17 protein-coding genes and 7 pseudogenes are annotated in these 24,483 nt (G+C 59.1%); 5 read left to right on the forward strand and 19 right to left on the reverse strand.

Going from position 1 to position 24,483, the window contains the following annotated elements; translation table 11 throughout:
• Positions 1-35: 35 nt before the first annotated feature.
• From I6H87_RS32375 to I6H87_RS32395, 5 genes and pseudogenes are all read right to left on the reverse strand, one after another.
• Positions 36-302: pseudogene (locus tag I6H87_RS32375) on the reverse strand (tyrosine-type recombinase/integrase); the annotation flags it as partial.
• A gap of 150 nt (positions 303-452) precedes the next feature.
• Positions 453-656, reverse strand: a pseudogene (locus I6H87_RS32380) (integrase); the annotation flags it as partial.
• Between the two features lie 151 nt (positions 657-807).
• Entirely contained in the window at positions 808-1,806 is a 999-nt protein-coding gene (locus I6H87_RS32385; protein WP_011153962.1) for a site-specific integrase, read from the reverse strand.
• Complete coding sequence (locus tag I6H87_RS32390; protein ID WP_011153963.1) at positions 1,803-2,747, reverse strand: tyrosine-type recombinase/integrase; 945 nt, start codon at positions 2,745-2,747, stop codon at positions 1,803-1,805. Before I6H87_RS32390 ends, I6H87_RS32385 begins: the two co-directional genes overlap by 4 nt.
• Positions 2,744-3,982: a site-specific integrase gene (locus I6H87_RS32395; RefSeq protein WP_011154055.1), complete on the reverse strand. Its 1,239-nt coding sequence runs from the start codon at positions 3,980-3,982 to the stop codon at positions 2,744-2,746. Before I6H87_RS32395 ends, I6H87_RS32390 begins: the two co-directional genes overlap by 4 nt.
• A 153-nt stretch (positions 3,983-4,135) precedes the next feature.
• Between I6H87_RS32395 and I6H87_RS32400 the strand changes: the two genes are divergently transcribed.
• Positions 4,136-5,362 carry an ISL3-like element ISAe1 family transposase gene (locus I6H87_RS32400; protein WP_011153965.1) on the forward strand — a complete coding sequence of 409 codons (1,227 nt, stop codon included), beginning with the start codon at positions 4,136-4,138 and terminating at the stop codon, positions 5,360-5,362.
• 5 nt (positions 5,363-5,367) lie between these two features.
• Here the strand turns inward: I6H87_RS32400 and I6H87_RS32405 are convergent, their stop codons facing one another.
• The 10 genes and pseudogenes from I6H87_RS32405 to I6H87_RS32450 all read right to left on the reverse strand — a co-directional run bounded on the left by I6H87_RS32405 (position 5,368) and on the right by I6H87_RS32450 (position 15,921).
• Entirely contained in the window at positions 5,368-6,222 is an 855-nt protein-coding gene (locus tag I6H87_RS32405; RefSeq protein ID WP_011153966.1) for a tyrosine-type recombinase/integrase, read from the reverse strand.
• On the reverse strand, positions 6,219-7,130 hold the full coding sequence (locus I6H87_RS32410) for a tyrosine-type recombinase/integrase (protein ID WP_328706770.1): 912 nt from the start codon (positions 7,128-7,130) through the stop codon (positions 6,219-6,221). The genes I6H87_RS32405 and I6H87_RS32410 overlap by 4 nt, the downstream gene beginning before the upstream one ends.
• Before the next feature lie 17 nt (positions 7,131-7,147).
• Positions 7,148-8,380, reverse strand: a complete 1,233-nt coding sequence (locus tag I6H87_RS32415) for a site-specific integrase (protein ID WP_011153968.1) — start codon at positions 8,378-8,380, stop codon at positions 7,148-7,150.
• Between the two features lie 110 nt (positions 8,381-8,490).
• Entirely contained in the window at positions 8,491-8,997 is a 507-nt protein-coding gene (locus tag I6H87_RS32420) for a site-specific integrase (RefSeq protein WP_136227927.1), read from the reverse strand.
• On the reverse strand, positions 8,991-10,238 hold the full coding sequence (locus tag I6H87_RS32425) for a site-specific integrase (RefSeq protein ID WP_011153970.1): 1,248 nt from the start codon (positions 10,236-10,238) through the stop codon (positions 8,991-8,993). Before I6H87_RS32425 ends, I6H87_RS32420 begins: the two co-directional genes overlap by 7 nt.
• Before the next feature lie 185 nt (positions 10,239-10,423).
• A pseudogene (locus I6H87_RS32430) lies at positions 10,424-10,711 on the reverse strand (IS4/Tn5 family transposase DNA-binding protein); the annotation flags it as partial.
• A 366-nt stretch (positions 10,712-11,077) separates the two neighbouring features.
• Positions 11,078-11,629: pseudogene (locus I6H87_RS32435) on the reverse strand (IS5 family transposase); the annotation flags it as partial.
• A 175-nt stretch (positions 11,630-11,804) separates the two neighbouring features.
• Positions 11,805-12,155: a hypothetical protein gene (locus tag I6H87_RS32440; RefSeq protein WP_231881534.1), complete on the reverse strand. Its 351-nt coding sequence runs from the start codon at positions 12,153-12,155 to the stop codon at positions 11,805-11,807.
• A gap of 8 nt (positions 12,156-12,163) precedes the next feature.
• The gene (locus I6H87_RS32445; protein ID WP_011153975.1) at positions 12,164-14,044 is read right to left on the reverse strand and encodes an integrase; all 1,881 of its coding nucleotides are present in this window, start codon (positions 14,042-14,044) and stop codon (positions 12,164-12,166) included.
• Positions 14,041-15,921: a hypothetical protein gene (locus I6H87_RS32450; RefSeq protein WP_011153976.1), complete on the reverse strand. Its 1,881-nt coding sequence runs from the start codon at positions 15,919-15,921 to the stop codon at positions 14,041-14,043. Before I6H87_RS32450 ends, I6H87_RS32445 begins: the two co-directional genes overlap by 4 nt.
• A gap of 276 nt (positions 15,922-16,197) precedes the next feature.
• Between I6H87_RS32450 and I6H87_RS32455 the strand changes: the two genes are divergently transcribed.
• The 3 genes from I6H87_RS32455 to I6H87_RS32465 are packed head-to-tail and all read left to right on the forward strand — an operon-like array spanning position 16,198 to position 19,443.
• Positions 16,198-17,460 carry a site-specific integrase gene (locus I6H87_RS32455; RefSeq protein WP_011153978.1) on the forward strand — a complete coding sequence of 421 codons (1,263 nt, stop codon included), beginning with the start codon at positions 16,198-16,200 and terminating at the stop codon, positions 17,458-17,460.
• Positions 17,453-18,436: a tyrosine-type recombinase/integrase gene (locus I6H87_RS32460; protein ID WP_011153979.1), complete on the forward strand. Its 984-nt coding sequence runs from the start codon at positions 17,453-17,455 to the stop codon at positions 18,434-18,436. The genes I6H87_RS32455 and I6H87_RS32460 overlap by 8 nt, the downstream gene beginning before the upstream one ends.
• The gene (locus I6H87_RS32465; RefSeq protein WP_011153980.1) at positions 18,433-19,443 is read left to right on the forward strand and encodes a site-specific integrase; all 1,011 of its coding nucleotides are present in this window, start codon (positions 18,433-18,435) and stop codon (positions 19,441-19,443) included. Before I6H87_RS32460 ends, I6H87_RS32465 begins: the two co-directional genes overlap by 4 nt.
• 59 nt (positions 19,444-19,502) lie before the next feature.
• Here I6H87_RS32465 and I6H87_RS32470 read toward each other — a convergent pair whose 3' ends face one another.
• Together I6H87_RS32470 and I6H87_RS32475 are read right to left on the reverse strand one after the other, a co-directional pair.
• Entirely contained in the window at positions 19,503-20,924 is a 1,422-nt protein-coding gene (locus tag I6H87_RS32470; RefSeq protein WP_231881535.1) for a site-specific integrase, read from the reverse strand.
• A gap of 87 nt (positions 20,925-21,011) precedes the next feature.
• Positions 21,012-21,419 (reverse strand): annotated as a pseudogene (locus I6H87_RS32475) (transposase); the annotation flags it as partial.
• A 723-nt stretch (positions 21,420-22,142) separates the two neighbouring features.
• On the opposite strand from I6H87_RS32475, the pseudogene I6H87_RS34975 reads away from it, so the two are divergent.
• A pseudogene (locus I6H87_RS34975) lies at positions 22,143-22,511 on the forward strand (IS1634 family transposase); the annotation flags it as partial.
• Here I6H87_RS34975 and I6H87_RS32480 read toward each other — a convergent pair.
• Positions 22,483-23,197, reverse strand: a pseudogene (locus tag I6H87_RS32480) (IS5 family transposase); the annotation flags it as partial. The pseudogenes I6H87_RS34975 and I6H87_RS32480 overlap by 29 nt on opposite strands.
• 125 nt (positions 23,198-23,322) lie before the next feature.
• Positions 23,323-24,357, reverse strand: a complete 1,035-nt coding sequence (locus tag I6H87_RS32485) for a HoxN/HupN/NixA family nickel/cobalt transporter (protein ID WP_011153985.1) — start codon at positions 24,355-24,357, stop codon at positions 23,323-23,325.
• Positions 24,358-24,483 lie beyond the last annotated feature (126 nt).

Raw genomic sequence — 24,483 nt, forward strand, 5'->3', positions numbered from 1 at the left:
GCGGGATGGCTCCGCGAGAAGTGCGCATCGGACGATCACGGACGCTCATCCTCATTACCCGATATAGTCAGGAAGGGCATATAGTGCCGCAGTGAATGTGGTGTCGGCCTCGGCATCCCAGGGCCACACGGTAGGCCTATCTTCTTCGCGGCAGCGCGAAATGCGATTTCGACATCATTGATAATTAATGGCTTTCTTGCCGTCGAAATGAACACGTGATCGTCGAATGGAGCGTAGGGCCGCCGCCGTTCCAAATACCGCTCCAGCCCGGCCCCAGCGCTGTCGTGCAAGGGAACGAGGCGGCTCTTGTTGCTACGCCGCTAGCGGCGTAGTCGCAACTATGCCGCGTTCACGGCAATGCCGATCAAGCTGGGATCGGATCACGATGATGCTTATAGAGAGCCCAGCAGGAGGTCATTCCCAAAGTCGCCGGATCGGCATAGTTTTAATGGCTAAAGACCCTTGAGAAACGTCGCGAGCTTACTGTCAGGCCGGTATCGTACGGGCTTGCCATCATGTGGTCCGACATTAGCGAGAATCTTTTCCTTCAGCTCCAGACTGGCATCCAGGTAAATCTGGGTTGTCTGGAGCGATTCGTGGCCCATCCACAGGGCAATGTTGAATGGATCCACGCCAGCTTGCAATAATTCCATGGCTGCCGTGTGGCGGCTATATCGTCCACGATATAGGAGGCACTATATGCCCTTCCTGACTATATCGGGTAATGAGGGATTTGCCTCCGTGCTCGTCCGATGCGCACTTGTTGTGGAGCCATCCCCCGTCACTACCCGACATAGTTTCGTGGCCCTACAGTCCATTCAGGAAGCCGAGAAGTTCGTCTGCCGGCCGGTAGCGTCCTGGCTTGCCGTGAGCCAGAGATGTCTTCGCAAGAGCCTGCTCCTTCATCGCAAGTGTCGCTTCGAGATAGATCTGCGTGGTTTCCACCGATTCATGCCCGAGCCACAGTGCAATCACGGAACGATCAACGCCCGCCTGCAGAAGGTCCATGGCCATCGTATGCCTCAAACGGTGAACGGTGACCTGTTTCTGCTTCAACGATGGACAAATTTTTGACGCGGTCTCTCGATGCTTGTTTAGCAGATACTGCACGCCATGAACAGTGAGGCGTTCGCCCCTCGCGCTTGGAAACAGCACGTCGTCCTCACCGCGCTGGGGTTCCCGCAGCCAAGCTTTCAGTACGGCGAGCGTGGATCTGACGATGGGCGTACAACGCTCTTTCCTACCCTTGCCAATCACCCGCACGTGAGCACCGGTTCCGAGAACAAGGTCATCGCGTTTGAGTCCGGTCATCTCGGACAGGCGAAGGCCAGTTTGCACGGCGACCAGCAAAAAGGCGTGATCGCGTCGGCCGGCCCAGGTACGCTGGTCCGGTGCGGCAAGCAGGGCATCGACTTCCTGGCGAGTCAGGAATTGCACCAGGGTGCGGGTAAAGCGCTTGCTGGGGATAGCAAGCACCCGCTGGATCTGAGCGGAATGAGCCGGCGTCTCGAGCGCCGCGTAACGAAAGAAGGAATGAATTGCCGTGAGGCGAAGATTTCGACTGCGAACGCTCACGCCCTGACGCTGCTCCAGGTCATCGAGAAATGCAACGATCAAAGGGGCATCGATTTCCTCGAAATTCATGCGTGAAGGCTGCCGGTGCAGGCGTTGCTGCGCGAACTTCAGGAACTGACGAAAGGTGTCGCGATAGGAACTGATCGTGTGGGGACTCGCCTGGCGCTGCTGCATCAGGCGTTGCGTAAAAAAACGCTCCAGCAACGGAGCGAGACTGGCGGTAGTAGTCATGGTTGAATCTCCCAGCGCTGTTCCAGCCGGCGCATCGCCTCGCGCATCAGCTCCGGCGAGGCGTTCAGATACCACTGCGTATCCGCGATGTGGACGTGACCGAGGTAAGCTGACAGGATGGGCAGGCGGCGCTCGGGGTCCTGTCCGGAACGGTACCAGCGTAAAAGCGTATTCGTCGCAAATACGTGCCTCATGTCATGCAGACGCGGGCCGTGACTGTCGGCTGCGCCACGCAGACCGATCTGCCGGGACAATGCATAGAAGTGTCGATGAATCTCTCCACTATCCAGACGATTGCCCTGGTTAGACACGAACAAGTAGGAGGACACGGGTCGCCCCGCCCAATGACGTTTGCGTCGTGCAATATAGTCCGCGAGCACTTTGCAGGTCGACGCATGCATTGGAACGAACCGGGACTTGCCAAGTTTGGCGCCGCGAATCGTCAATATTGCCGCCGTCAGATCGATGTCCTGAAGCTCAAGATTGCGCGCTTCGCCCAGACGCATGCCCGAAACGCTCAGCAAGCCAAACAGGCAGTAATAGGTCCATGGTTGCAGTTCGTCGCGCGCGTAGCGGCAGGGTATCTGAAGCGCAGCATGGAGTAGTCTGCGAATCTCATCGCTCGAGTATAGGTATGGTCGGGCCCGCTTCGGCGAAAACGGCAGCAGACCCGGTGCAGGAATCTGTGTGCGTGGGTCGGTCGCACTACGATGACGTGCAAACTCGCGCACGATACTGAGTCGTCGCGCCCAGTGCGCGGGTTGGACGTTGGAAGGTTGCTGGGCCCACATAAGAGCCAATGCCTGGGTGATGAAGGAAGCGCGGTGCCTCTCCATAAACGCGACGAAATCAGGCAATGCCTTGCCGGCATCTTTAAGCTTGAAGCCCAAGCTCCGCCTGAGGTCCAGATACTCCTGAACGGCCTGCCGCAGCGTGTTCATCGCACACCTCCCGGCCACGGTACGGCCAGGGTACGCAATGCCTTGATGTCGACCTTCGTGTAGATCTTCGTGGTCTGCGGATGATGATGTCCCAACAACTCACCAATCTCACTGAGTGACGCGCCGTGACTGAGCATCTGGCAGGCCAGTCCATGGCGAAACTGGTGCGCCCCCGTGGTTGGGGCGTCGATGCCGGCGCGCTGGAGCGAGTGCCGAACGATGGAGCCCACGCCACTCGCACCACGAAAGCCGATAACAGGCGCCTTTGCACGCAAAAACACACGGCGACTGGTGCTCTGCGGTCGCCCGTCTCGAAGGTATGCTGCAATCGCCTTTCCAACATCGGCGGGCAAAGGCAGCCCGTTACGCTGGCCACTCTTGCCGCGCACGCTTAAAACTCCTGTGTTCCAGTCAATATCGTCGAGCTCGAGAAATGCCACTTCCCCAGAACGCAGTCCCAGGCGCGCGAGCAGCAGGATGATGGCGTAATCACGACGACCAACGGCAGTCCGTCGATTGATACTGACCAGCAGTTGCTGTATCTGCTCTGGTGGAATCCCGCGAGGGATTGACTGCATCGACCAGTTGGCCACGACGGGAACAGCGGCGGCCAGATCGAGCGTCATGTCGCCCCGATAGCACGCGTAACGTAGGAAGGATCGCAGCGCTGTAGTCATGAGCTTCGCGCGCTTCAGATGCAGACGCAGTGCCTGACATTGCACAAAGTTCACGACATCGCCGGCACGCAAACGCGAAAGCCTGATGCGCCCGTCACCAAAGCAATCTTCGAGAAACTCCCTTATGAACGGCACGTAATTGACGATCGTTGCTTTGGACAGGGCGCGCGCCTCATGCAGATACTCAACGTAAGCCTGTGTACAGGACTCAATAGGGGTCAGCCGACGCTCAGGCATTCTCTGCGCCGAAATCAGCCTCTCACGATCGAGAAAATCAATGAGATGCCTGAGCGCAGCACGGTCTCCCGGACCCGGTCGCACGTGCCGCGCACGATAACGTAAGTATTGCGCACTGTGATCAGGACAGACGTTATGCAAGTCAATTCCGTTTCGGCCAAGCCAGCGGCTAAAACCTGCAACGAGCCTAACGTGGTACTTCAGTGACTGCGTACTGTATCCCTGCACAGCGATCGAGTTCGCAAAGGCGACGATATGGGACGCGAGCGGGCCTTCTGGTGCGTGTGCGAGAACGACACGGTCATGGATGGTGTATCTCATGATGGACTCCTTCCCGGATGCTCTGGGGCTGAAGGAAGGAGTCAAGACTATCTCTATCTCCGTGCATCCGTTTGCCCATGAAATAGAGAGGCCTCTTTTGAATTTCAAGTGGGTGGTATCGTGGCGGGTTTCAGGTAAAGAGCAACAAGAGCGATGCATAGCAAACTGTTTGAAGCAGCCCTTGGCATAAGCGATCCGTGGTTCGTCCGGGAAGTCGACTTCAACGCGCAAACCAAGACGTTGACGATCCAGATTGACTTTGTCGCCGGCAGCCGCTTTTCCCACCCGGAGGTCGCCGGTGGGCACCCGGTTCACGACACGGTGACCAAACGCTATCGGCACCTGAACTTCTTCGAGCACGACTGCTATCTGGAAGTCCGCACGCCACGCGTGAAGCTTCCCGACGGCCGCGTGGTGTTGGTCGAGCCGGACTGGGCTGGCAAGCTCTCTGGCTTCACGTTGCTGTTTGAAGCCATGGTGGTGGCGCTTGCGCAGCAGATGCCGTTTTCTGCTGTAGCCAGAACGGTGGGTGAGTCGTGGCATCGCGTGTACGCTATCTGCGAGCGCTATGTCGACCTCGCGGTGGCCGAACTCGATCTGGCCGGCGTGACCGCTGCCGCCGTTGACGAAACGTCCTACAGGCGCGGTCACAACTACCTGACGCTTGTCGCTGATGCCGACGCGCGTAAGGTCGTGTTTGTGACCGAAGGCAAGGATGCTGCCACGGTTGGCAAGTTCGCTGCACATCTGCGCGAGAACAACGCTGCGCCTGAGCAGATCGGGGTGGTCAGTATCGACATGTCGCCGGCGTTCATCAAGGGCGTCAGCGAGCATTTGCCCAACGCGCGCATCACCTTCGACAAGTTCCATGTCGTGGCTCACGCTTCTGCAGCCGTGGACAAGACCCGGCGTATCGAACAGAAGACCGATCCAAGCCTCAAAGGCCTGCGCTGGACGCTGCTCAAGGATCGCGACGGGTTGCCAGCCGCGCAGCGTGCCGATCTCGACGCGTTGATCGCCAACGTCACGACCAAACGCACTGCCCGTGCCTGGCTGTATCGCGAGCAGTTGCGCGAAATCCTTGAGCGCAAGCAGATCAACGTTGTTTCCGCAATGCTCGAGCAGTGGTGCACGAACGTCATGCGATCCAAGGTCGAGCCAATGAAGGAGGTCGCGCGCATGATCCGCAAGCATTTCGACGGTATCGTTGCATGGACCCAGACGCGCCAGACCAATGGCTTCCTGGAGGCGCTCAACGGCCTGTTCCAAGCCGCCAAGCGCAAGGCCCGCGGTTATGTGAGCTTCAAAACCATGCGCACCGTGATCTTCCTGATCGCCGGAAAGCTCGACTTCTCCGCGATCAACCCGCATGCCGCATAACCCACTCATTTTTCAAAAGAGCCATAGAGAGCTATCTTTCGATTACAAGACATAGTCGGGAAGGGCATATAGTGCCTCAGCACGTGCGGCGTCACTCGTTTCTTTCGCAGCGAAGGACATCCCATGGCAGCCTGGGTAGCGTACTTTTTCAGGAGACGTTGTACCGCGTCCGGACTGAGATGTCCACCTCGAACACTCGGAAATAGCGCGTCGCTGTTGGGTGTGCGAGGCTCTTTCATCCAAGCTTTTAGAATAGCGGCGGTCTCCTTGCTAAAAGGGGTAACGCGCTGTTTTCGACCTTTACCCATAACATCAATGTGCGCGCCTGCGCCGAGGGTCACGTCCTCGCGTGTGAGGCCGGTCATTTCCGACACACGAAGTCCCGTCTCCACACCCAGTCGGAGTAACGCATGATCGCGACGACCACACCAGGTGCGCTTATCGGGTGCAGCGAGCAGCGCCTTGACTTCCGGCCGTGTCAGAAAGTGAATGAGCCTGCGATCGTAGCGTTTGTTGGGCATCGACAGCACGCGCTGGATCTGCGCGGAATACGCGGGCGTCTCGAAGGCCGCGTAACGGAAGAACGAGCGAATCGCTGTCAGTCGCAGATTTCGGGTGCGGACACTGATAGCCCGGGTCTTCTCCAGATCATTCAGAAATGCTGTCACGAGCGGCGCATTGATGTCCTCAAATGCCAGATGATCCGGCGGTTTGTGCAGACGCTTGTAGGCAAAACGAAGCAGCAGCCTGAACGTGTCCCGATAGGAACTGATGGTGTGCGGACTGGCCTGCCGTTGTTGCATGAGACGTTCCGTAAAGAACCGCTGCACTAATGATGGGAAACCGACGGTAGATTTCATGACATATCCTTCCAGCGACGCTCCAGGCGCTTCATCGCCTGCTTCATGAGCTCTGGGTGCTGCTCGACATACCAGTATGTATCTCTCGCCCACTGGTGCCCGAGGAACGTCGACAGCACCGGTAACCAACGCACCGGGTCTTTACCCGACCGGTCTAATCTCGCCAGCGTCGTGACCGCAAATAAATGGCGATAGTCGATCAGGCGGGGAGCGCGCTTTGCTGACGAATCGCGAAGACCGATTTCCCGTGTGAGCGCCGTAAATGTATGAGAAACCATGTCTCCACTGAGTGGCTTGCCTTGCGAAGTGATGAACACATGGGTTTCCGGGCGCCCCGCAAGACATCGCGCGCGACGTCGAAGATAGTCTGCAAGTGCATCTCGAGTGGAGGAATGAATAGGAACCCACCTCGACTTTCCAAATTTGCTTCCCCGCACCGTCAGTACGCATTCTTTCAAGTCAACGTCTTCGAGTTCCAGATTGACCGCTTCGCCGGGGCGCAACCCCGTGACGCTTAGCAGTCCTATCAGCGTAAAATATGTCCACCGCCGCAGTCCCGATTCCGGAGGAAGAGCCAGCGCGGCAGCCAATATCTTCTGGGTTTCCTCATCGGTGTAAAGGTAGGGAGCACGCCGATGATACCGGTGCGGCAACAATTCGGCCCGTGGAATCTCTGTATGCGGATCGAAGGCACTCAGATAGCGTGCAAAGCCACGCACCACACCTAATCGCTGAGCCCAGATCACCGGTTGAACCGACGGGGACTTTTGTGCCCAGGTCAACGCCAGTGACGCGCTGATGTGAGAGGCCCGATGTCGTTCCATAAAGCAGACGAAGTCTTCCAGACGTTGGCCTGCTTCATGGAGTTTGAATCCCAGACGACGACGCATCGTCAGGTATTCTTCCATTGATTTGCGTAACGTACTCATGATCGGGGGCTCGGCCATGGCGGCGCCAAGGTCCGCAGTGAATCCAGATCGACCTTCGCGTATATTCTCGTCGAGTCGGGACTTTTGTGGCGCAAGACTTCGCTAATCTCGGCCAGCGAGGATCCTTGACGCAGCATCTGTGTCGCTAACGCATGCCGGAATTGATGGGTTCCTTTCCTCAACGAATCGATACCAGCCCGCTCTAGAGCGTATCTGACAACATTGCATACCGCTTTTTCCGTCTTGAACCCACGAATCGGCGCGTTTATACGCAGGAAGACACTTCGACTCTCAGAATCCGCGCGACCGTTTTTCAGGTAGTCGGCGATCGCTTCACCCACCGGCGCGAGTAATGGCAACGGCGACTCCTGACCGCCTTTTCCGTGAATGTTCAACGTGCCCGTTTCCCAATCGATGTCATCCAACGTCAAGGAAACCACCTCGCCGCTCCGCAACCCCAGCCGGGCAAGGAGGAGCAGAATCGCATAATCTCGGCGGCCGACGGGGCGACGGCGGTCGCAACTGGCCAACGCTCGCCTAGCATACTCAGGGGATATCGCTTTGGGGATTGATGCCATTGACCAGTGGGCGACCCTGGGGATCGCTGCAGCGAGGTCAAGCTTGATCAAGCCACGATAACGCGCATACTGCAAAAACGAGCGCAAGACCTTTGCGATCGATTGCGCTCGCCCTGGACTTTGAGTGGCCTCATGCTGAACAAAGTCGATGATCTCGCGGGCACTGAGATCCGAGAGCCGCGTCGCCCCATCACCGAATTGCTTTGTTAAAAACAAATGCGCACACCACCGATATTTCCTGATCGTCGTGGCTGCCAAGCCTCGTTCCTGGTGCAGATACAAAGAGTATCCGTTTACCAATTTTTCAACTGGTGTCTGCGCACCGGACGCTTCCTTTGCTACGATTCCATTTTCTTGAAGCAATTGTACAAAGCGTCTTACCGCATATCTCGCGCCGTTCCGATGACAGCGGTGGTGTTCTCGGTAGCGCAGATAACGTTGCGCAGTTTCATGAGTCACTTCCTCGATCGACATTTTCTTGCACTTGAGCCACACGCTGAAATCGGCAACGAGAAGCAAGTGTCTGCGAATAGACTCCTGCGCGTAACCTTGATCATTCAGCAGACCTTCAAATGCACCGAGGTGTTCAGCAAGGGGGCCCTCGGGTGTATCGAGTGAGTGCGACCGCGTTTTTTGGTACAACTTCTCCATGACCTTCGCCTCTTGTAAAAGCGGGTCTAACATCAATCAGACTATGCCGATCATCCTTCGTTCATTGCCTTGAATTTGCGGCTCGCCACGTCCAAATCGAACATAGTTAACTACGCGGCATAGTTGCGAAACTTAGAGGATCGAATCACCAGTCCCTCTGGGGTGATGTCTTCGTAGCGTAGGCCGATGGCTTCCGATACCCTTAGCCCGGTGCAAGCAAGTAATGCGAACAGTGTGCTGTAGGTATATCGCCGCAACGTTTCACGCCCCGACTGGGAGGCTGCCTGAACGAGGTGGCGGACCTCGTCCGTGGAAAAGATATAAGGGATAGGTCGAATCCGTTGGCTGCTGCCGAAGACGGGCGGAGGCACTTCATGGCGAGAATCTTCGGCCCGTGCGTACCGAGCAAATCGAATCACCTCACCGAGTCGGCGAGCTCGTCGAGGTGCCAAGCGTGCCAATCCAGCCCATTCGATGGCGGTATCGGCGCACACGTGGGATTTACCCCTTGCGTCTGAGTAGGCGGCGAAGCTGCGCAACAGATTGCCCTGCGACTTAAGTTCAAATCCACAGGCACGGCGCACTTCCAGATATGACTGCACGGTTTGCTTTAACATGGCAGTTCCTCCGGCCATGGTTGGGCAATCTGCCGCAACGCGGCGATGTCCACTTTTGCATAAATTTGCGTAGTCGCGACAGATTGATGCCGTAGAACGGCCGCAATATCCTGCAGGGACGCACCTTGCCCCAACATCGACGTTGCAACCGAATGGCGCAGCACATGGGCGGCGCCTCGGCTCGAGCAGACAACACCAGCTCGGCGCATTGCCTTCTTAACGATGATGGAGATGGCAGCATGATTTGCAAAGGCTTGAAACGGGGCACACGCGCGGACGAATACCGTATCGGTATCGGTTCGAGGCCGTCCCTGTCGAAGATAATCCACAATGGCCTGCCCGACTTCCTGTGTCAGAGGCAGGAGTGTCTGCCGCCCGTTTTTGCCTGAGACCGAGATCGAGGCATCTTTCCAATCGATATCCCCGATGCGCAGATGCCAAATATCGCCGGCGCGAAGCCCCAAACGCGCCAGCAGCAGCAAAATTGCACGGTCCCTCTGACCGACTGGCGACGCTGTGTCACATGAAGCGATGACGCGTTCGACTTCGTCGAGTTGCAAATATCGCGGCAGCGTTGACAGGCTCCAATGTGCCAAGACGGGTATCGCTGCCTCCAGACCGGCAGCGCACTTGCCTTCGGCTATCAGAAACCGAACGAGCATGCGTAATGCCGTCGTGCAGTGCTTTGCCGCCGCCCATCCCTTCTTCATGCTTTGCTCAAGGATGAACTGGCGCAAGTCCATTGCATTCAGTTTGCCGAGGTCATCCCCTCGTCTGAATAGATCTCGAAGCGCAATACCGTGGTTGTACAAAGTGGCATCACTGGTTCCACGCTGTTGGCGCATCCATTGGCAGAATGCGAAGAACTGAACTGATTCCAGGTCCGCTGCAAGCGCAGTAAAACCGATTGCCCGGGTGCTGATTCCCCCTTGGTACGTCAGGAACATCCGCGCACCCCGTAACGATACGATGCGCCGCTGATGCCCAAAGCCCTGGCATTGGCATCGACTCAAATGTTCAGCGAAACGTTCAAGAGTCAATTCGTTAAAACTGGGAAGCGGTATGCCTTCCCGATTCGCCCAACACAGGAAGTGCGATGCCGCAGCAATACGGGTGCAAATAGAACTCTTCGCGTAACCGAGCTGCTCCAGGTATTGAGAGAAGCCTTCAAGCAGCGGGCCGCCTGGGCGAGAGAGAAGCAGTTGAACGTGCGAAGGGGATTTGAAGTACTGACTAAGCATGACGTCCTCCTTGAGCAGAAGTCTCCAGTCGAGTGGCCAGAAAGACGTCAATATTATGCGGAGCAATGCCGAGCAAACGCGATACTCGATCTGCTTTGAGAGAAGTCCAGTTACATCCGCTTCGGTGAACTACTCCGCATTAAAATACACTCTGCGTTAGAGCTGTAACGCGGTGCACGGCGTTACAGCTCCGTGGTGTCTTGGATGCATAGCACCACTTCGCAAGCTCGCATTCGCTCGGCTGAGCTCTGCCAGTGGGGAGCCAGAATATCGCGCCAGTCCAGTTCATCCTGAGCCAGGAAGCGGTATGCCGCAGCCGTTTCCGCCCAGCCGCCGCATGCGCTGGGGATGCTTGCCGTCGGCTTCTCTGCGAGCCGCTCCGCTAGCAGCACCGCCCGCTTGTTCAGGCGCTGGTCGCCCAAGTCAATGTCCTTGAATTCTGCCGCTGCCCAACTCGTTGCCTCTCGCTTCATGTGCCGCCCAAAATGCAAGAGTGAACGACAATCCGAAAGAGTTTACAACCCCACCCGCTATGTCATTGACCGTAAACGACTTTTCGCGGCACACCATGGGTCACGACTTGTGTGTAATGGGGTGCCTCGAAGGATCGTCTGCCTGCGCAAGGGCAGAGAAAGTTAAATTCTATCAACTCAATCTGGAGGATGCGGATCTAATCAGTCGAAAACAACGGGTGCTGTTCGTCGATGCCTCAAAGGACGCGACATTAGACAGCTTTCGCTTGTATAGGGCGGAGCCGAAGATGGATTTCAGTTTTACCTCGCATGGGCGTTGTTGCACAAATCGAATTTGAAGGCGGAGTTACCCCTGAGTGGCGAAATTCAAGCAATACGGACGGACTGCGGGCGGGCAAGCTCATTCATGTGGTTGAGCACGCCCGCGCGGATTGCCACCTCGGTCGCCTGGGAGCCTACCTTGCGCGCCCACAGAGAATGACCGGTGAGTGTCTTGAGTCGATACATCAGGTTCTCGACCAGCGAGCGACGGTGGTACCCGCTGTCCTTTTTCCATTCGCGTCTGCTGCTCGTTGCAATGGCGTCGATGGCCGCATTGCGCCATGCCGCACCGGGCGTGGTTTCAGGCCACGGCATCGCGCCCTCGCGCGGCGGAATCGACGGTTGCGCGCCTGTGGCGGCAATCACTGCATGGCACGACTTGGTGTCGTACGCGCCATCACCGCGAACGATGTCCACGAGCGTGTCGGGCGGCAACTGGTCGAGCAAATCAGGCAACACGTCGGCATCGCCGACGTCCTGATGGGTCATCAACGCCGCGCATATCTGGCCGCTCTTGGCGTCCATCGCCAGATGGACTTTGCGCCACGTGCGACGCTTGGAATACCCGTGCTTGCGCACCTTCCACTCGCCCTCGCCAATACGCGCAAGAGAGAAAAAATGGACATCAGCCAGAGCCCTGCAAATACTAGAATCAGCAGACTACCGGGTGTCCATAGAGTCAGCAGAAAAAAATGGACACAACGACCGTCAGAATGTCCATTTCCAGTCGCAAGTTTCGCAGCTGATTTCGAGTGAAGATGCACGCCGCAATCTAGCGTAGCTGCAAGGGCAGGACGCTACCGCCACGCAGCGCGGCCAGTTCCTTGCGCAGGCGGAACACCTGATGGAGCAGGGCAAGTTCACGAGCCAGCGATTCGTCAAGCTGTGCCTGCAGATCCTTCGCGTCGCCCTTTGCGCGGTTCAGACGCTCGGTGAGTTCGAGCTTCGGGCGCCCGGCCACTGCATTGGCCGCGTCGATCGCTGCGATCAGTTCGGTGAACTGTGGGCGCGACTTCTTGATGCTGCCCTTCTTGCGGCCCGCCTCGATCGCCACGGTGTCGTTGTTGATACGCGCACCCTTGCGGTTCTTCAGCCGCTCAAGAGCGGCATAGTAGTCGGTCATGGCGCCGCTCATGCTGCCTCCGATTTGATCAGTTTCTCCTGCGCGTCAAGCAGTCGTTGCAGCGCCTGCGCCTCGATACGGTATTCGACGCTCGTCTCATCGACCGCGCGCAGCTTCGCGACCGTAACCTGCTGCGCGTTGATCACGCGACGAAGCTTCGATGGCACGACCACGAGGTTACGGCAGTCCGATTCAAGACAATCCAGACGCATCCAGTCGAGTGGCGTCGACTTGCACTGCTCGACACTGGCGCAGCCGCCCAGCACCGTCTCGCGGTACGCGAGCTCGCCCTTCACGAACATCCTCATCGTCTGCTCGCGTGAGTAGACCGACACAGGCGAGGCCTGCACGGCACGGCTCTGCGTCCACGCTGCGTGGCCGCCGAACAGCCGCACGTCAGAGAACAGCACCTGCTCGGCGTACGCAAGGTACTCGGACAGGCCCTGTGCCCCGGCCCATTCGTTCGCGAAGTGGGTCCTATCAGTGTCGATGAAGCCCTTCGCGAATGCCGAGCCACGAGCGTAGTACATGCTCATCTCCTGCGTGATGTGCTGCAGCTGACGTTTGAGCGTCGGCAGCGTCACCAGTCCGCTGCGGTGCGCGTATAACGCGAGCGTCCTCCGAAGCTGGTGCCGCGTGAACGGCCACTGCCGCCCGACCGCGTACTTCGGCTCGTCTTCCCACGCGCGGTGCATGTCGACACGCTTTAGTTCAGCGATGTCCTCGACCGTGATCGTCGGGAAAACGCGCTCACGAAAGGCTTCGATATCGTTATGAACGGTACTCGCCGCCCGGTTTGCTACGTATCCCATATGCAGTCCCATCCGGCAGAACAGCAGGTGCGAACCGTCCGTCGATTCGGCGTAGCCCTGCGCGCCGTGTGCACGGTGTGCCTCTCCCGATAGCCGTTGTGCGAGCCCGACAGCACGGGCGGCGAGCGGGCTGGTCACCCAGCGTGCGCGCCTGGGACGCCCGCCCGACAGCTTGGTCGTGATGCCCTCGATGGTGTAGTGGGTTACGCCATCCAGACGGGTCTCGCTCAGGCAGTCGTATGGGAGGCTCTCTGCTTCTGTCGCACGCATGCCGGTGAACGACAGGATGACAAGCTGGCATAGCGCCCTGATCGACGCCACAAGCGACGACGCGACGTAAGGGACTGCCTTGTACCCGAAGTGTGCAGCTACCCTTACCAGTTCTGAAGGGACGGACGGACTCTCGCCGGCATACAGTCGTGCGAGGTAGTCTGACAGCACGTCGACGATCCCTTCAGCGACGCCGAGGTCATGTTCACAGGCCAACAGGAAGTGCTGGTAGATCCGCGTCGGGACGACAGGGTGTTGTGAGTTTCCAGCACGTTGCGCGAAGCGTTCGAGCAGAGGCTTGTGCAGTTGTGCCAGTGGTACGCGCAGCCCTGTGGTCCCGACGCCCAGACGGTGAAGCTTCACCAGAACTGAATGAAGGCGCTGGGCCTTCCTCTCCATCCCGGGTTGCGCCACATAGTCGAGGACAATAGCGACGCTGGACAGCCCCTCGTAGAGAGTAAGCTCACGTTCGGCGGCAAAGAACGCGAATCCCTTCAGGCAGGCTGAGCCAGAGTTAAGCGTACTGGACGCCGGTACCGTGTCGGTCGCTTCGTGCATCAGAAAGTAGATCACCTGCTTCCACTGTCGCGTAGTCGCTTCTGAAAGGGCTCGACTTGCGCCGTCAGGCAGGTGGCCCCTGAAGTAGATATGGGTGCGCGGCCCAATCGTATATGCCCGGATGTCCCAGGCAGCGTCACTAAACAGCGAAACAGCGTTCGCAGCCTTGTCGCGCGTAGCCACTGTATCGTCCTCGACACGATACCAGTCGGGGCGCTCAGCGATCGGCGCGATCAGCGTGTTGTTCATGCCACCCCCAATTCGTAAAGCTGGTCGAGCTTGGCCGACCAGAAAGCGTCCAGATTCCCATCGACATCAACGTCCTGCTCGATCTGATCGACCAGCGCGGCGTCGCGCTTACGCAGTTCATCCAGCAGGAAGTCAATGCGGCGCAGCACCGCGCCGAACGAACTGTCGTATTGCTCGATCGAGTCGGCACGTCCGCTCACGAGCCTGACGCAATGACGGCAGCCCAGCAGCTTGTGGATGTCGGCGGCGTCAGCGTGCACGCGATACTGGTCGCAGAAGAGACATCCTTCGGTCGAGCGGCAGTCCGGCTTCACGGTGGCTGAAGCGGCGATCGGCACTGGCTTGCGGAATTCGATGCAGACGCCCACCGCGCTCCTGATGCTGCCAGCCGGGTCGTCGCCGGTCTTCAGCACAGCCTTCTCGACCGAAGCGAGGAACACGCCCATCTCAGCCTTGTGCGCGGCGTCCGTGCCGTTCGAGTACGAACGCAACGCTGTTTCCACCGAGTGCCCCATCAGCCTGGCTGCGATGACAGGGCCGTGGTTACTTACCGCCCAATCCTGCTTTGCCGCACGCCACTGACGTGCGCTAATGCGCGGCAGCACGATCCCGAGCGTGTCGAGTCGATCATAAAGAAGGGTCAGAAATTGGGTTGGGAGAGGCATGGGCCGTCGTCGCTGCGGGCTATGTCCGACTACGATGAACAACGCGTCGCAGCCTGCGTCCTGCACCAGATACTCGCGCAATGCGAGATACGCCTTGAGCTTCGGCATGAAGCCCAGCGAGACGGTGAACGTAATCTCTTTAGCCCCTGCACGATACTTGACCTCGCGAAACTTCTGACGCACAACCGACGCATCCTGCAGGCTCGCGGCAAGCTCCAGACTCCACTTCATGGCCAGCAGCTGTGCGAGGTTGACGCCCGTTTCGGCCAGAAACAGCGCGGCAAAGCAAAAGACGGCCATCGAAGCGTGTGAGCGCCGGATCTCTGACTGCGCGTCCTCGTTCGCCGCCGCAAGATGTTTAGCCGCACTTCTGGCGATGTCCCCCGAACGCTTAGAAGGGTTCTTGGCTTCAGCCTCAGCCATGCGCATCGTGAGTTCTTCCCGGGTGCGCGGCTCTCCCGTTTCCAGATTCCAGCCAGCCAGGCCGTGAGAGCCGTCGCCTCCGCGACGATGGTGTCTGCGCGGAACAAGGCAAAGACTCTCACCGCGCGCTGTGGTCACGTGTACCGGGTACGGCTTGAAGTCGAGCACCAGCGTGCTGATACCGCTGAAGAGCGCGTCAGCCCACGCGAGCAGGGTGGCCTGGGCTTCGGCGTCAGGCACCGCCGTCGGCACCGAAGCATCCCGTTGGCGGCCCAGCACCCTCGCGTCGGCGCAGAAGTCGTCGTTTCGGAATAACTCACGTAGCATCGACAACAGACGGCGCTGACTGATGTCGACGGAATTGCGCTTCAGGTTGCCCAGCGAGACCTGTTCGCGCCTCTCACGGAAGTAGCGATGAACCGCTTCCGCCGTAGTCTTCTCGTCACAGAGCACCTGATGCAAGCCCTGCCTGTCGGCCCAGTTAACGAACTCAAGCACGACGCGCAAAGCACCGTCGACCGTCCTTGGACGCATCGCGCCAAGGGTCATGCGCCCGGAAAGCTGCGTCACCAGCAGGCGTACGACCCTGGCGCGTTCACTGCTGAAGCTTGTGGGGTCGAAAGTGCGTCGCGTACACCGCAGGCTCGACGCGTCACGCTTCAAGTAGCAAATCTGCCCGATATCGGAACGTCCGCTCATGCCTTCCCACCTGAGCAGCGCGCGCTCGGGATGTAGCAGTGTTGTACCCTCCGCGAGCGGCATGCGCACTTCTTCGTACTGGCGGCTCATGCAGCCACCGCCGTGTCAAGGGTGCGCGCGACCAGCGTCGACAGGTGCACGCCCCAGCCATCCTGGACAGCGTCGAACAGCTTGCAATTCTCGCGGTAACCGAGGTAGCGCAAATGTGCTGCAGCACATTTGCGCTATTACCGGCCGTAGATCTTTATGTAGAGTAGCAACGTCAAACGCTTCGTGAAGCAAGGCGTCTTGTTTGAACTACTGCACATAAAGTTTCATGATGGGCTCCTGGCGGCCATCGGGATCGCCTTTGTGAGGAGTTCGATCATGGAGAAGTCAACCCGTCAAGTTTCAAGCCACCTGCCGTTGCAGCAGTTCGTCGCTGGCGCCGTGAGCGAGCTGGAGAGGCTAGGCTACAGCAGGAAATCGCTTTGGCGCTATCGCGTCGCCTGGCGTCATCTCATTGAGTTTTGTCATGAGATGAGCCTGGGCGATAAGTACTCCCTGGAGCTGGCGAAACGGTTTTGCTCTACGTATCAAGTTCGTGCTGACGAATGCCTGAACTCTGGCCAGGGGTGGCGGCGGAATATCGTGTTTGCCCTCAAGGTTCTCGATGGCTTTGCGCATGAGGGGCATATTGTGCGCACCGTCACCGATATCAAGACGATACAAGTTCCCGAACCCATGAGCACGGCATTGCGCGACTATGAACTGTACTGCCGGGATCGCCGTCATCTTCGTACAACGACCCTTCGCGCGCGGATGCGGGTGATAGCGTTATTCGCGGATTTCCTTGGTTCAAGGAACATCACGTTTTTTGATCAGGTGCAGCCGGCCGATCTCTGCGCATTTGTGACCGCGCAACATCGTCTGTCGGCGAAGTCAGTCTCGCGCATCGTTTCCGATGTGCGTTGCTTTCTGCGCTTTCTTCTCATGCGAGGAATTCTGCAGCAGGATCTCAGCCATGTATTGCCGGTGGTCCACGTTCCACGCGATGCGACTATTCCATCGGTCTGGGACCCGGAAGTCCTGACCAAGCTGCTCGAAGCCGTTGATAGAACCTCACCCAAAGGCAAGCGCGATTACGCCATCTTTCTGCTTGCCTGTCGCCTCGGATTGAGAGTGGGCGATATTCGCGCACTCTCCCTCGACGATCTGAAGTGGGAAACGGCCACAATAGAGGTTAGGCAGTCGAAGACCCTCACACCTCTTTGTTTGCCATTGACGGAGGAAGTTGGCGAAGCGCTGATTGACTATCTGAGATCGGGCCGTCCTCAATCGGATCATCGAGAAGTGTTCCTCACGTTGAACGCTCCCTTCCTACCCTTCCGCGAGGCCGACAGCCTATATTGGATCGTCCGTCATTGGAAGGCCATCGCGGGGATTCACTTCAGGACTCCACAACGCCATGGTTTGCACTCTCTACGCCACACACTCGCGACACGATTGCTCCATGAACAGACGCCGTTTCAAGTCATCAGCGACATCCTGGGGCATGCGACGACAGCCTCGACGTTGATCTACGCGAAGACCGACGTGGAAACCCTGCGCACTGCCGCGTTGAACACCGAGAAGATGCGCCATGTCTAGTAGCAAATTCAAGGGGCATTTCCAGAGCGCTGTCGGCCCACTCATGGAACAGTTCGTCCAGGAGAAACAGGCCTGTGGGTACCGATATAATGCGCAAGCCCGCTTGCTGGCATGCTTTGACCGCTTCCTGAGCGATGAAGCGCTATCGGCATGCGAGCTACCGCGCTCAATCAGCCGAAAGTGGACCGCCAAGCGGCCCCACGAGAGCAAGAGCACCCACGATCAGCGTATCGGCGCAGTTCGCCAATTTGCCCTGTTCATGTGCCGGCTGGGGTATGCCGCTGATGTGCCGGATCGGTCCCTGACGGCAAGGCGTACGAGCAGCTTCTCTCCGCGCATCCTGACCCACGCTGAGATTCAGCGGCTGTTCCGCGCGGCTGACCAGCTCACGCCGACCGCACTTTCGCCAATGCGGCATCTCGTTATGCCGGAAGTATTGCGACTACTGTATGGCTGCGGCCTGAGGGTGGGCGAGGTGCTTCACCTGCGCGTGGCCGATGTGGACCTCGAACGGGGAATCCTGACGGTGCGTGATGGCAAATTTCGAAAGGACAGGCTCGTGCCACCAGCCTTGCCCCTGGTACAGCGCCTTCGAGTCTACGCACAAGTCATGGGCGATCGCCCGTCCGATGCCTACTTCTTCCCTTCGCCATCAGACGGCCCGTTGAGCCACTCGTCCATCTACTGGCTGTACCGGGAGCTGCTGTTGCGCTCTGGGATCCCGCACGCCGGTAGAGGCAAGGGTCCGCGCGTACATGATCTACGCCACGCGTATGCCGTGCATGCGTTGCTTCGGTGGTGCCAGGATGGAGCTGACCTCGATGCGAAGCTCCCGGTACTGGCGACCTACATGGGACATCAGTCCCTAGCCGGAACGCAGCGCTACCTGCATCTGATTGCCGAACTGTTTCCGGAGATCACGGCACGTACCGGCGCCGCCTTTGGTGATGTCATCCCGCGGAGGAACGGATCATGAAACCGACGGATTTCTCCATGCTCGTGACCAGCTTCCTGACGCACCATCTGGCCGCACAGCGCAACCTGAGCCCCAACACGATCAAGGCCTATCGCGACGTGTTCACCCTGCTGCTGCGATACTGTCGTGACGTGCGGGGAATCGCACTGGAGCGTCTGTCTCTGGCACAGATCGACGTAGGCCTGGTCGAGGCATTCCTTGATCACCTGGCCAACGACCGGCATGTTTCGGTCAGCACGCAGAATCATCGCCTCGCGGCATTGCACGCGTTCTTCCGCTACGTACAGTCGGAAGTACCCGAGCGCCTGCTGCAGTGTCAGCAGGTCCTCGCGATTCCGCTGCGGCGACAGCCGCGCGCCAGCGTCGGTTATCTCCCCAAGGAATACCTTGCACAGCTTCTCGCACAACCGGACCTGCGTACGTCTGAGGGCTGCCGCGATGCAGTGATGTTGAGCGTACTCTATGACACCGGCGCCCGGGTACAGGAGTTGATTGACCTGAACGCCGGGGACGTGCGGCTGGATCCTCCAGCGCAGGTGCGGCTCATGGGAAAGGGTCGAAAGCCGCGCGCCGTGCCCTTGATGGACTCGACAGTCGAACTGCTGCTCCAGTATCGACGCGATAATCACCTCGATCGTCCTGAATACGCCGACAAGCCACTCTTCCAGAACCGGCAAGGTACACGGTTATCGCGCTCGGGTGTTCGCTATCTCCTGCAAAAGTATGTGATTCCCGTACGGCGAAGTCACCCCGACTTCACGCAGCGGGTAAGTCCTCACAGTTTGAGGCACACCAAGGGAATGCACCTGCTGCAGAGTGGCGTACCGCTCGAGATCATCCGCGACTTCCTCGGTCACGTCGATGTGAAGACAACCGAGATTTATGCTCGCGCAAATCTTGAGATGAAGCGCAAGGCCCTCGAAAAAGCCACCGACGGTGCGTCGCTTCCAAAGATCCCGTCCTGGCAGCAGAACAAAGCGCTTCTCGAGTGGCTGCATTCACTGTAGGACTGCGGAGGTTGCGCACGCTGTTTGTTGGCTGCGGGCCTCCCCATCTTGCCCAACTTTTATGTAGAGTTTCTACGAGCGGAGACCTTTGCTATCGCGGGGCTGGATCCGATACTGCACATAAAAACTTTCGGCCGGTAATAGCGCTCGGTCGTAGACGGTTGTACGTGCCACATCAACTGCCGCAACTGATCGAGCGCCCGCGTGTACTTCGTCTCATTCGCTGTCATCGTGTCGACCATGTTCAGCCCGTAGGTCGCGCGCAGATCGTGGAAACTGAACTCGTACCTGGGGTTGCCAAGCTGCACGCGCATCATGGGTAACAGTTCGTCCCTGATGAACTGGCGCACGGCCTGCCCTGTCTTGACGTGGCGGCGTACCTGCGGGCCAGTGCTGACCGGGCGGCGCGACGCGCGATCCTCGTAGAGCGGCGCACCGCGATAGCTGAGAAAGAGCGGCTGGACGGGATGATCGCCGCCGTCTGCCAGCTGGCGACGCTTGCGCGCGCGATCGCTGTGCACATAGGTGTAGAGCCGTTCATAGAAACTGCGCGGCAGGTGCAGCACGCCCTTGACCCCGCCCTTCGTGTCGATGCCCGTACCCGGCCCGCAGGCGAGACGGATGTCGTCGCCGTGAAACTCGCCCGGTTTGCGCATCACGTGTCTCGCGCGCACGGTCAGTACCGTCTGAATGCGAGCGCCCGTCAACAGCGCGAACAGATGAACGAGCGTCATCTCGGTATTGCCGAGAGTGGCCAACGATTCAAGCAGCACCGACTGCTCGGCAGAGGGCAGCGGGCGCAAGCGACCACCGTCCTGGATGTGATCGTCCCACGGGTCATCTGCGCGCCGGCCACTGATCGACAGGTCGGTGGTCTTGACCTCGATCGCGCGGCTGAAGCCCTTATGGTCTCTGAACTCGATGAAGCGGCCAGATTCGGCCCACGGCGCGTTCGCGGGCCTGAAGCCTGCCTCGGTCATGAGCCAGCGATAAAAGCGCACTACGGCGCCCATACGACGCCTGGCGACGCCCGGAGACAGTTCGCCTGCCTGCACGGCCAGCCTGATCGAGGCACTGTAGCGGTAGGTTGGACGTTGCCGCTTGTTCGCGGGAAATGCCAGCCAGTCAACGCCCTCGTTATCCAGATAACGACGGAACGCCACCAGGTCGTCAGCAATGCTGGCGAACGTCAGCATGTTGGGCGACGGCTTCGACTCAATCATGTCGATGAGCCACAGGTTCGCCTCAGCCCACGGTGCGCCGTCAGCGAGCCGGACAACAGGAAAGAGAGGAAAGGTGCCTGTGATCCACTGCGGGCGGTCGTCGCGCCGCTTGCCGGTGTCAGGGTCTGCGAGTGGGACCGTGTGATAGATCGTGCCGCCCTCGGGCGTGGTAATGCTGACCGGCGTCGCGCCGGATGTGTTGCGGTCAACGACCTCGGTCAACGGCAGATGCCGGATGGTCGTTCGTCTTGCTGTCATCGCCCAGATCCTCATGCTGTGTTTGAGTGGGCGTCCTCATTAACACAACGTGCGAGTATCAAGAAATCGTTCCTGGCTTGCGCATACGCCAAATACCTTCAGGCCGGTGCTGTCGACGACCAGATGCAGCGACTGACTGGCGCGCTGCACCGGCAGCACCACGTTCAGATCCTGTGCGCGACGGCTCAGGGTCGAGTAGTTCGGCACCGGCAAATCGGCGAAGGCAAGCTTGCGCAGGCTCATGGCAAAGCCTTGCAGCGCGCGCAACGGCAGGCGGAACACTTGCTTGAGGCCAAGCAGCATCTGAATGACAGCATCCGAATAGACGCACGGGCGGCCGCGCTTGGATACACCCACGCCGGGCGACGCCAACACGCTTTGGTCTATCCACATCGTGACGTCTCCCCTTGCAATCAGACCGGCGTTGTATTGCGCCCAGTTCTTGACGCGATAGGTGCCCTTGGGCTCGGCTTGCTTCTGTGTGTCCCTGCGCATCTTCCCGGCAAAAGACGAGAATCTACGCACCCGGCCCGATTGTTTACAGCGCTATCTGCTCAGACCGTTGCGCGTAAACGTCAACTCGCCGTGCGCCGGGCGGATTTGTGCAACAACGCCCCTCGCATGCCATGTCGATCGAAACTTGCATGGCAACCTGTTGGTAGTGTTTTGGAAAGCTACCTGAAGTCCATGTGCTGGCCATTAGGGGCTACGAATGGGAGTTGCAAATCGGCTTGACAGAGCACGCCAAAAATAATCTCCATTCTGCAACAAGTTACTTCGATTACGCTGCAACGCGGCGTTAATGGGATGGACGCCCCTACCCCTAACGGTATCGATATGCCAAAGTGGGAGCGCATAGCAACCCCTTGACACAAGCAGGAGCGTTCACCATGAAGACTTGTTGACGGCGGTCTAATCGCGACAGTAAACGGCGGCGCAAGGTTGGTAAAAGCGTCAACAGCAAGGGGCCTAGAGCGGCCCCTTGCTGTTCGGGTTGGCGAATCCTGATCAGAACGGTTCGTCCATGTCGTCGGGGGGATGGTCCGAGCAGGGCGAACGCTCGTCGCGCAGCAGGTCCTCTAGTCCGAACTTTGACTTCCCAAATAGCCGGAACCCACCTCGGCGCTGGGTTTCGGCTATTTTTGAGACTATTATGTAACCATGTAAGTTAGTATTGATATATTGCGGGTCAGTAGTTTTGTGCTTGAATAAGTGTTCATGTATATCGAACACGTCCCGAACCGCAACTCGCCCCCCGCCATCCTGCCGCGCGAGTCCTATCGCGACGGCAACACGGTCAAGAGGCGCACCCTCGCCAATCTCTCGTCGCTGCCTGCCGAGGTCATTGAAGGCTTGAAGGTGCTGCTACGCGGTGGCGTCGCGGTGTCGTCCGCCGATGAGGCCTTCGTGATCGAGCGCAGCCTGCCACACGGACACGTGGCCGCCGTGCTTGGCGCGGCGCGCGCCTGCGGCGCCGAGCAGTGGTTTGCATCGGCACCGGCCGCGCTGCGCTCGGTGGTGATCACAGGAAGGTTGATTCCACCTCGTATTTCGCCGGCTTCACGGACTTGCCTTGCATCTCGTCGCGCTTGTCCACGCCCGTGTAGCCCGCATCACCAAATGCATGGTCTTCGTGGCCATGCAGCAAGGCATGCGCCTGCGATACATCCGAGTCGTTCGCTGCTGTGCCCACCACGCTGTGCACTAGCCCAGAAGCCGCATCCACGCCGAGGTGGGCCGTCATGCCAAAGTGCCATGCATTACCCTTCTTGGCCTGGTGCATCTCCGGGTCGCGGCTCTTCTCCGTTCTTGGTCGAGGGTGGCGCCTCGATAATGGTGGCATCGACAATCGTGCCTTCCTTCATCATCAGCCCCCGCTCGCACAGCATGATGCCGATCTCTTCGAACAGCTTTCGCGTCAGTTCATGCTCGACGAGCAGGCGGCGAAACTTCAGCAGCGTGGTCGCGTCTGGCACCGCTTCGACGGCCAGGTCGATCCCGGCAAAGGCCCGCATCGCCATGCTGTCGTACAGCGCGTCTTCCAGCGCCTCGTCCGACAGCCCATACCACTGCTGAAGGAAGTAAATGCGCAGCATCCGCTCCAGTCCGATCGGTGGCCGCTCACGTTTGCCCTTGGGGTAGTACGGCTCGACCGCCGCAATCAGGCCCGACCACGGCACCACGCTTACCATCTCCGTCAGGAAGCGCTGGCGGCGCGTCACCCGCTTCTTGCCGTGGCCTTCCGCTTCCACAAAACTGATCTGTCGCTTCATCTCCGGCTCATCTCTTGGGCGTGCGCATGACAACGCTTACAAGCCACTCATCAATGAATGCCCGCGCTAAATCAGTTTTTCCTTAGTGGTGAGGTCAGGTAACGTGCCAACGTCCGCCGCAGCGATCAATCGGCCGGCTGTAGCTTGTGCGCCAGAGCGGACATGCTCCATACCAGGATGAACGTGCCCATGATGACCAGTCCGGCCAGGCCGAATTCGTCGTTCGCCTTGCCCAATTGCAGCCAGAAGGCACTGCCCGATTCGAGGCGGGCCGCCACGCCTGTCACCTGTACGACACCAACCACGATCGCGATGATCACCGACAGGAACGTGACACTCATGTTGTAGTACAGCTTGCGGACGGGCTGGTCCAGCGCCCAGCCGTACGCACCGAGCATCAGGATGCCGTCGGTCGTATCGACCAGCGCCATGCCGGCGGCAAACAGCAGCGGGAACAGCAGGATCGATGCGAGGGGCAGGTCCTTCGACGCCTCCGTCGCGGCAATGCCGAGCAGGCCGATCTCCGTGGCGGTATCGAAACCGAGCCCGAACAGCAAGCCAAGCGGATACATGTGCCAGCTGCGCGTGACCATCCGGAACATCGGCCGGTACAGGCGCGCCAGCAGGCCGCGGCCATTGAGCAGGCGGTCCGGCTCCTCGGCGGCGCCGGCCTTGCCGGTGTGCAACTGCCACCAGGTCCGGCACAGCGAGCGCAGCACCACGAGGTTCATCAGGGCGATGGCAATCAGGAAGCCGGCCGACACCCCTATACCGATCATGCCGCCGATTTCGCGGAACGGACCGGTGCGCTGGTGCAGCGCGGAGGCCGCCATGACGATCGCGATGGAGCCGAACAGCACGACCGTCGAATGCCCCAGCGAGAACATGAAGCCCACCGCCAACGGTGTCTTGTGCTCCTGCATCAATTTGCGCGCGACGTTGTCGATGGCGGCGAGGTGGTCCGTATCGACGGCATGGCGCAGGCCCAGCGTGTAGGCCAGCAGCGCGGTCCCCAGCAGCATCGGGTTGCGGTGAAAGGCGAAGATGGCCAGGCCCCAGGCGCCAACGTTGACTGCCAGCAGGACCGCGTAGATGTCCCGTGTCCTGGACCGCGCGTCGACCTGGGAGTCGTCTAGCAGGCATGACAGGATTGGTCTCATAGGGGGGGCCTTATTACCGTGGCAATTCCCTTAAGTTAGGCGCTTTTGCCCCAACCTTCGACGCGGATATTGCGATGCAGCATGGCGGCCCGCTGCAGGCGGGACACGGTTGCACCGTGGCTCCCC

Source organism: Cupriavidus necator (assembly GCF_016127575.1).
Taxonomy (GTDB): Bacteria; Pseudomonadota; Gammaproteobacteria; order Burkholderiales; family Burkholderiaceae; genus Cupriavidus; species Cupriavidus necator_D.

Excerpts from the sequence above, each read along its gene's own strand:
- I6H87_RS32385 (WP_011153962.1), bottom strand. The coding sequence starts at position 1,806 with ATGACTACTACCGCCAGTCTCGCTCCGTTGCTGGAGCGTTTTTTTACG.
- I6H87_RS32390 (WP_011153963.1), bottom strand. The coding sequence starts at position 2,747 with ATGAACACGCTGCGGCAGGCCGTTCAGGAGTATCTGGACCTCAGGCGG.
- I6H87_RS32395 (WP_011154055.1), bottom strand. The coding sequence starts at position 3,982 with ATGAGATACACCATCCATGACCGTGTCGTTCTCGCACACGCACCAGAA.
- I6H87_RS32400 (WP_011153965.1), top strand. The coding sequence starts at position 4,136 with ATGCATAGCAAACTGTTTGAAGCAGCCCTTGGCATAAGCGATCCGTGG.
- I6H87_RS32405 (WP_011153966.1), bottom strand. The coding sequence starts at position 6,222 with ATGAAATCTACCGTCGGTTTCCCATCATTAGTGCAGCGGTTCTTTACG.
- I6H87_RS32410 (WP_328706770.1), bottom strand. The coding sequence starts at position 7,130 with ATGGAAGAATACCTGACGATGCGTCGTCGTCTGGGATTCAAACTCCAT.
- I6H87_RS32415 (WP_011153968.1), bottom strand. The coding sequence starts at position 8,380 with ATGGAGAAGTTGTACCAAAAAACGCGGTCGCACTCACTCGATACACCC.
- I6H87_RS32420 (WP_136227927.1), bottom strand. The coding sequence starts at position 8,997 with ATGTTAAAGCAAACCGTGCAGTCATATCTGGAAGTGCGCCGTGCCTGT.
- I6H87_RS32425 (WP_011153970.1), bottom strand. The coding sequence starts at position 10,238 with ATGCTTAGTCAGTACTTCAAATCCCCTTCGCACGTTCAACTGCTTCTC.
- I6H87_RS32440 (WP_231881534.1), bottom strand. The coding sequence starts at position 12,155 with ATGACCGACTACTATGCCGCTCTTGAGCGGCTGAAGAACCGCAAGGGT.
- I6H87_RS32445 (WP_011153975.1), bottom strand. The coding sequence starts at position 14,044 with ATGAACAACACGCTGATCGCGCCGATCGCTGAGCGCCCCGACTGGTAT.
- I6H87_RS32450 (WP_011153976.1), bottom strand. The coding sequence starts at position 15,921 with ATGAGCCGCCAGTACGAAGAAGTGCGCATGCCGCTCGCGGAGGGTACA.
- I6H87_RS32455 (WP_011153978.1), top strand. The coding sequence starts at position 16,198 with ATGGAGAAGTCAACCCGTCAAGTTTCAAGCCACCTGCCGTTGCAGCAG.
- I6H87_RS32460 (WP_011153979.1), top strand. The coding sequence starts at position 17,453 with ATGTCTAGTAGCAAATTCAAGGGGCATTTCCAGAGCGCTGTCGGCCCA.
- I6H87_RS32465 (WP_011153980.1), top strand. The coding sequence starts at position 18,433 with ATGAAACCGACGGATTTCTCCATGCTCGTGACCAGCTTCCTGACGCAC.
- I6H87_RS32470 (WP_231881535.1), bottom strand. The coding sequence starts at position 20,924 with ATGACAGCAAGACGAACGACCATCCGGCATCTGCCGTTGACCGAGGTC.
- I6H87_RS32485 (WP_011153985.1), bottom strand. The coding sequence starts at position 24,357 with ATGAGACCAATCCTGTCATGCCTGCTAGACGACTCCCAGGTCGACGCG.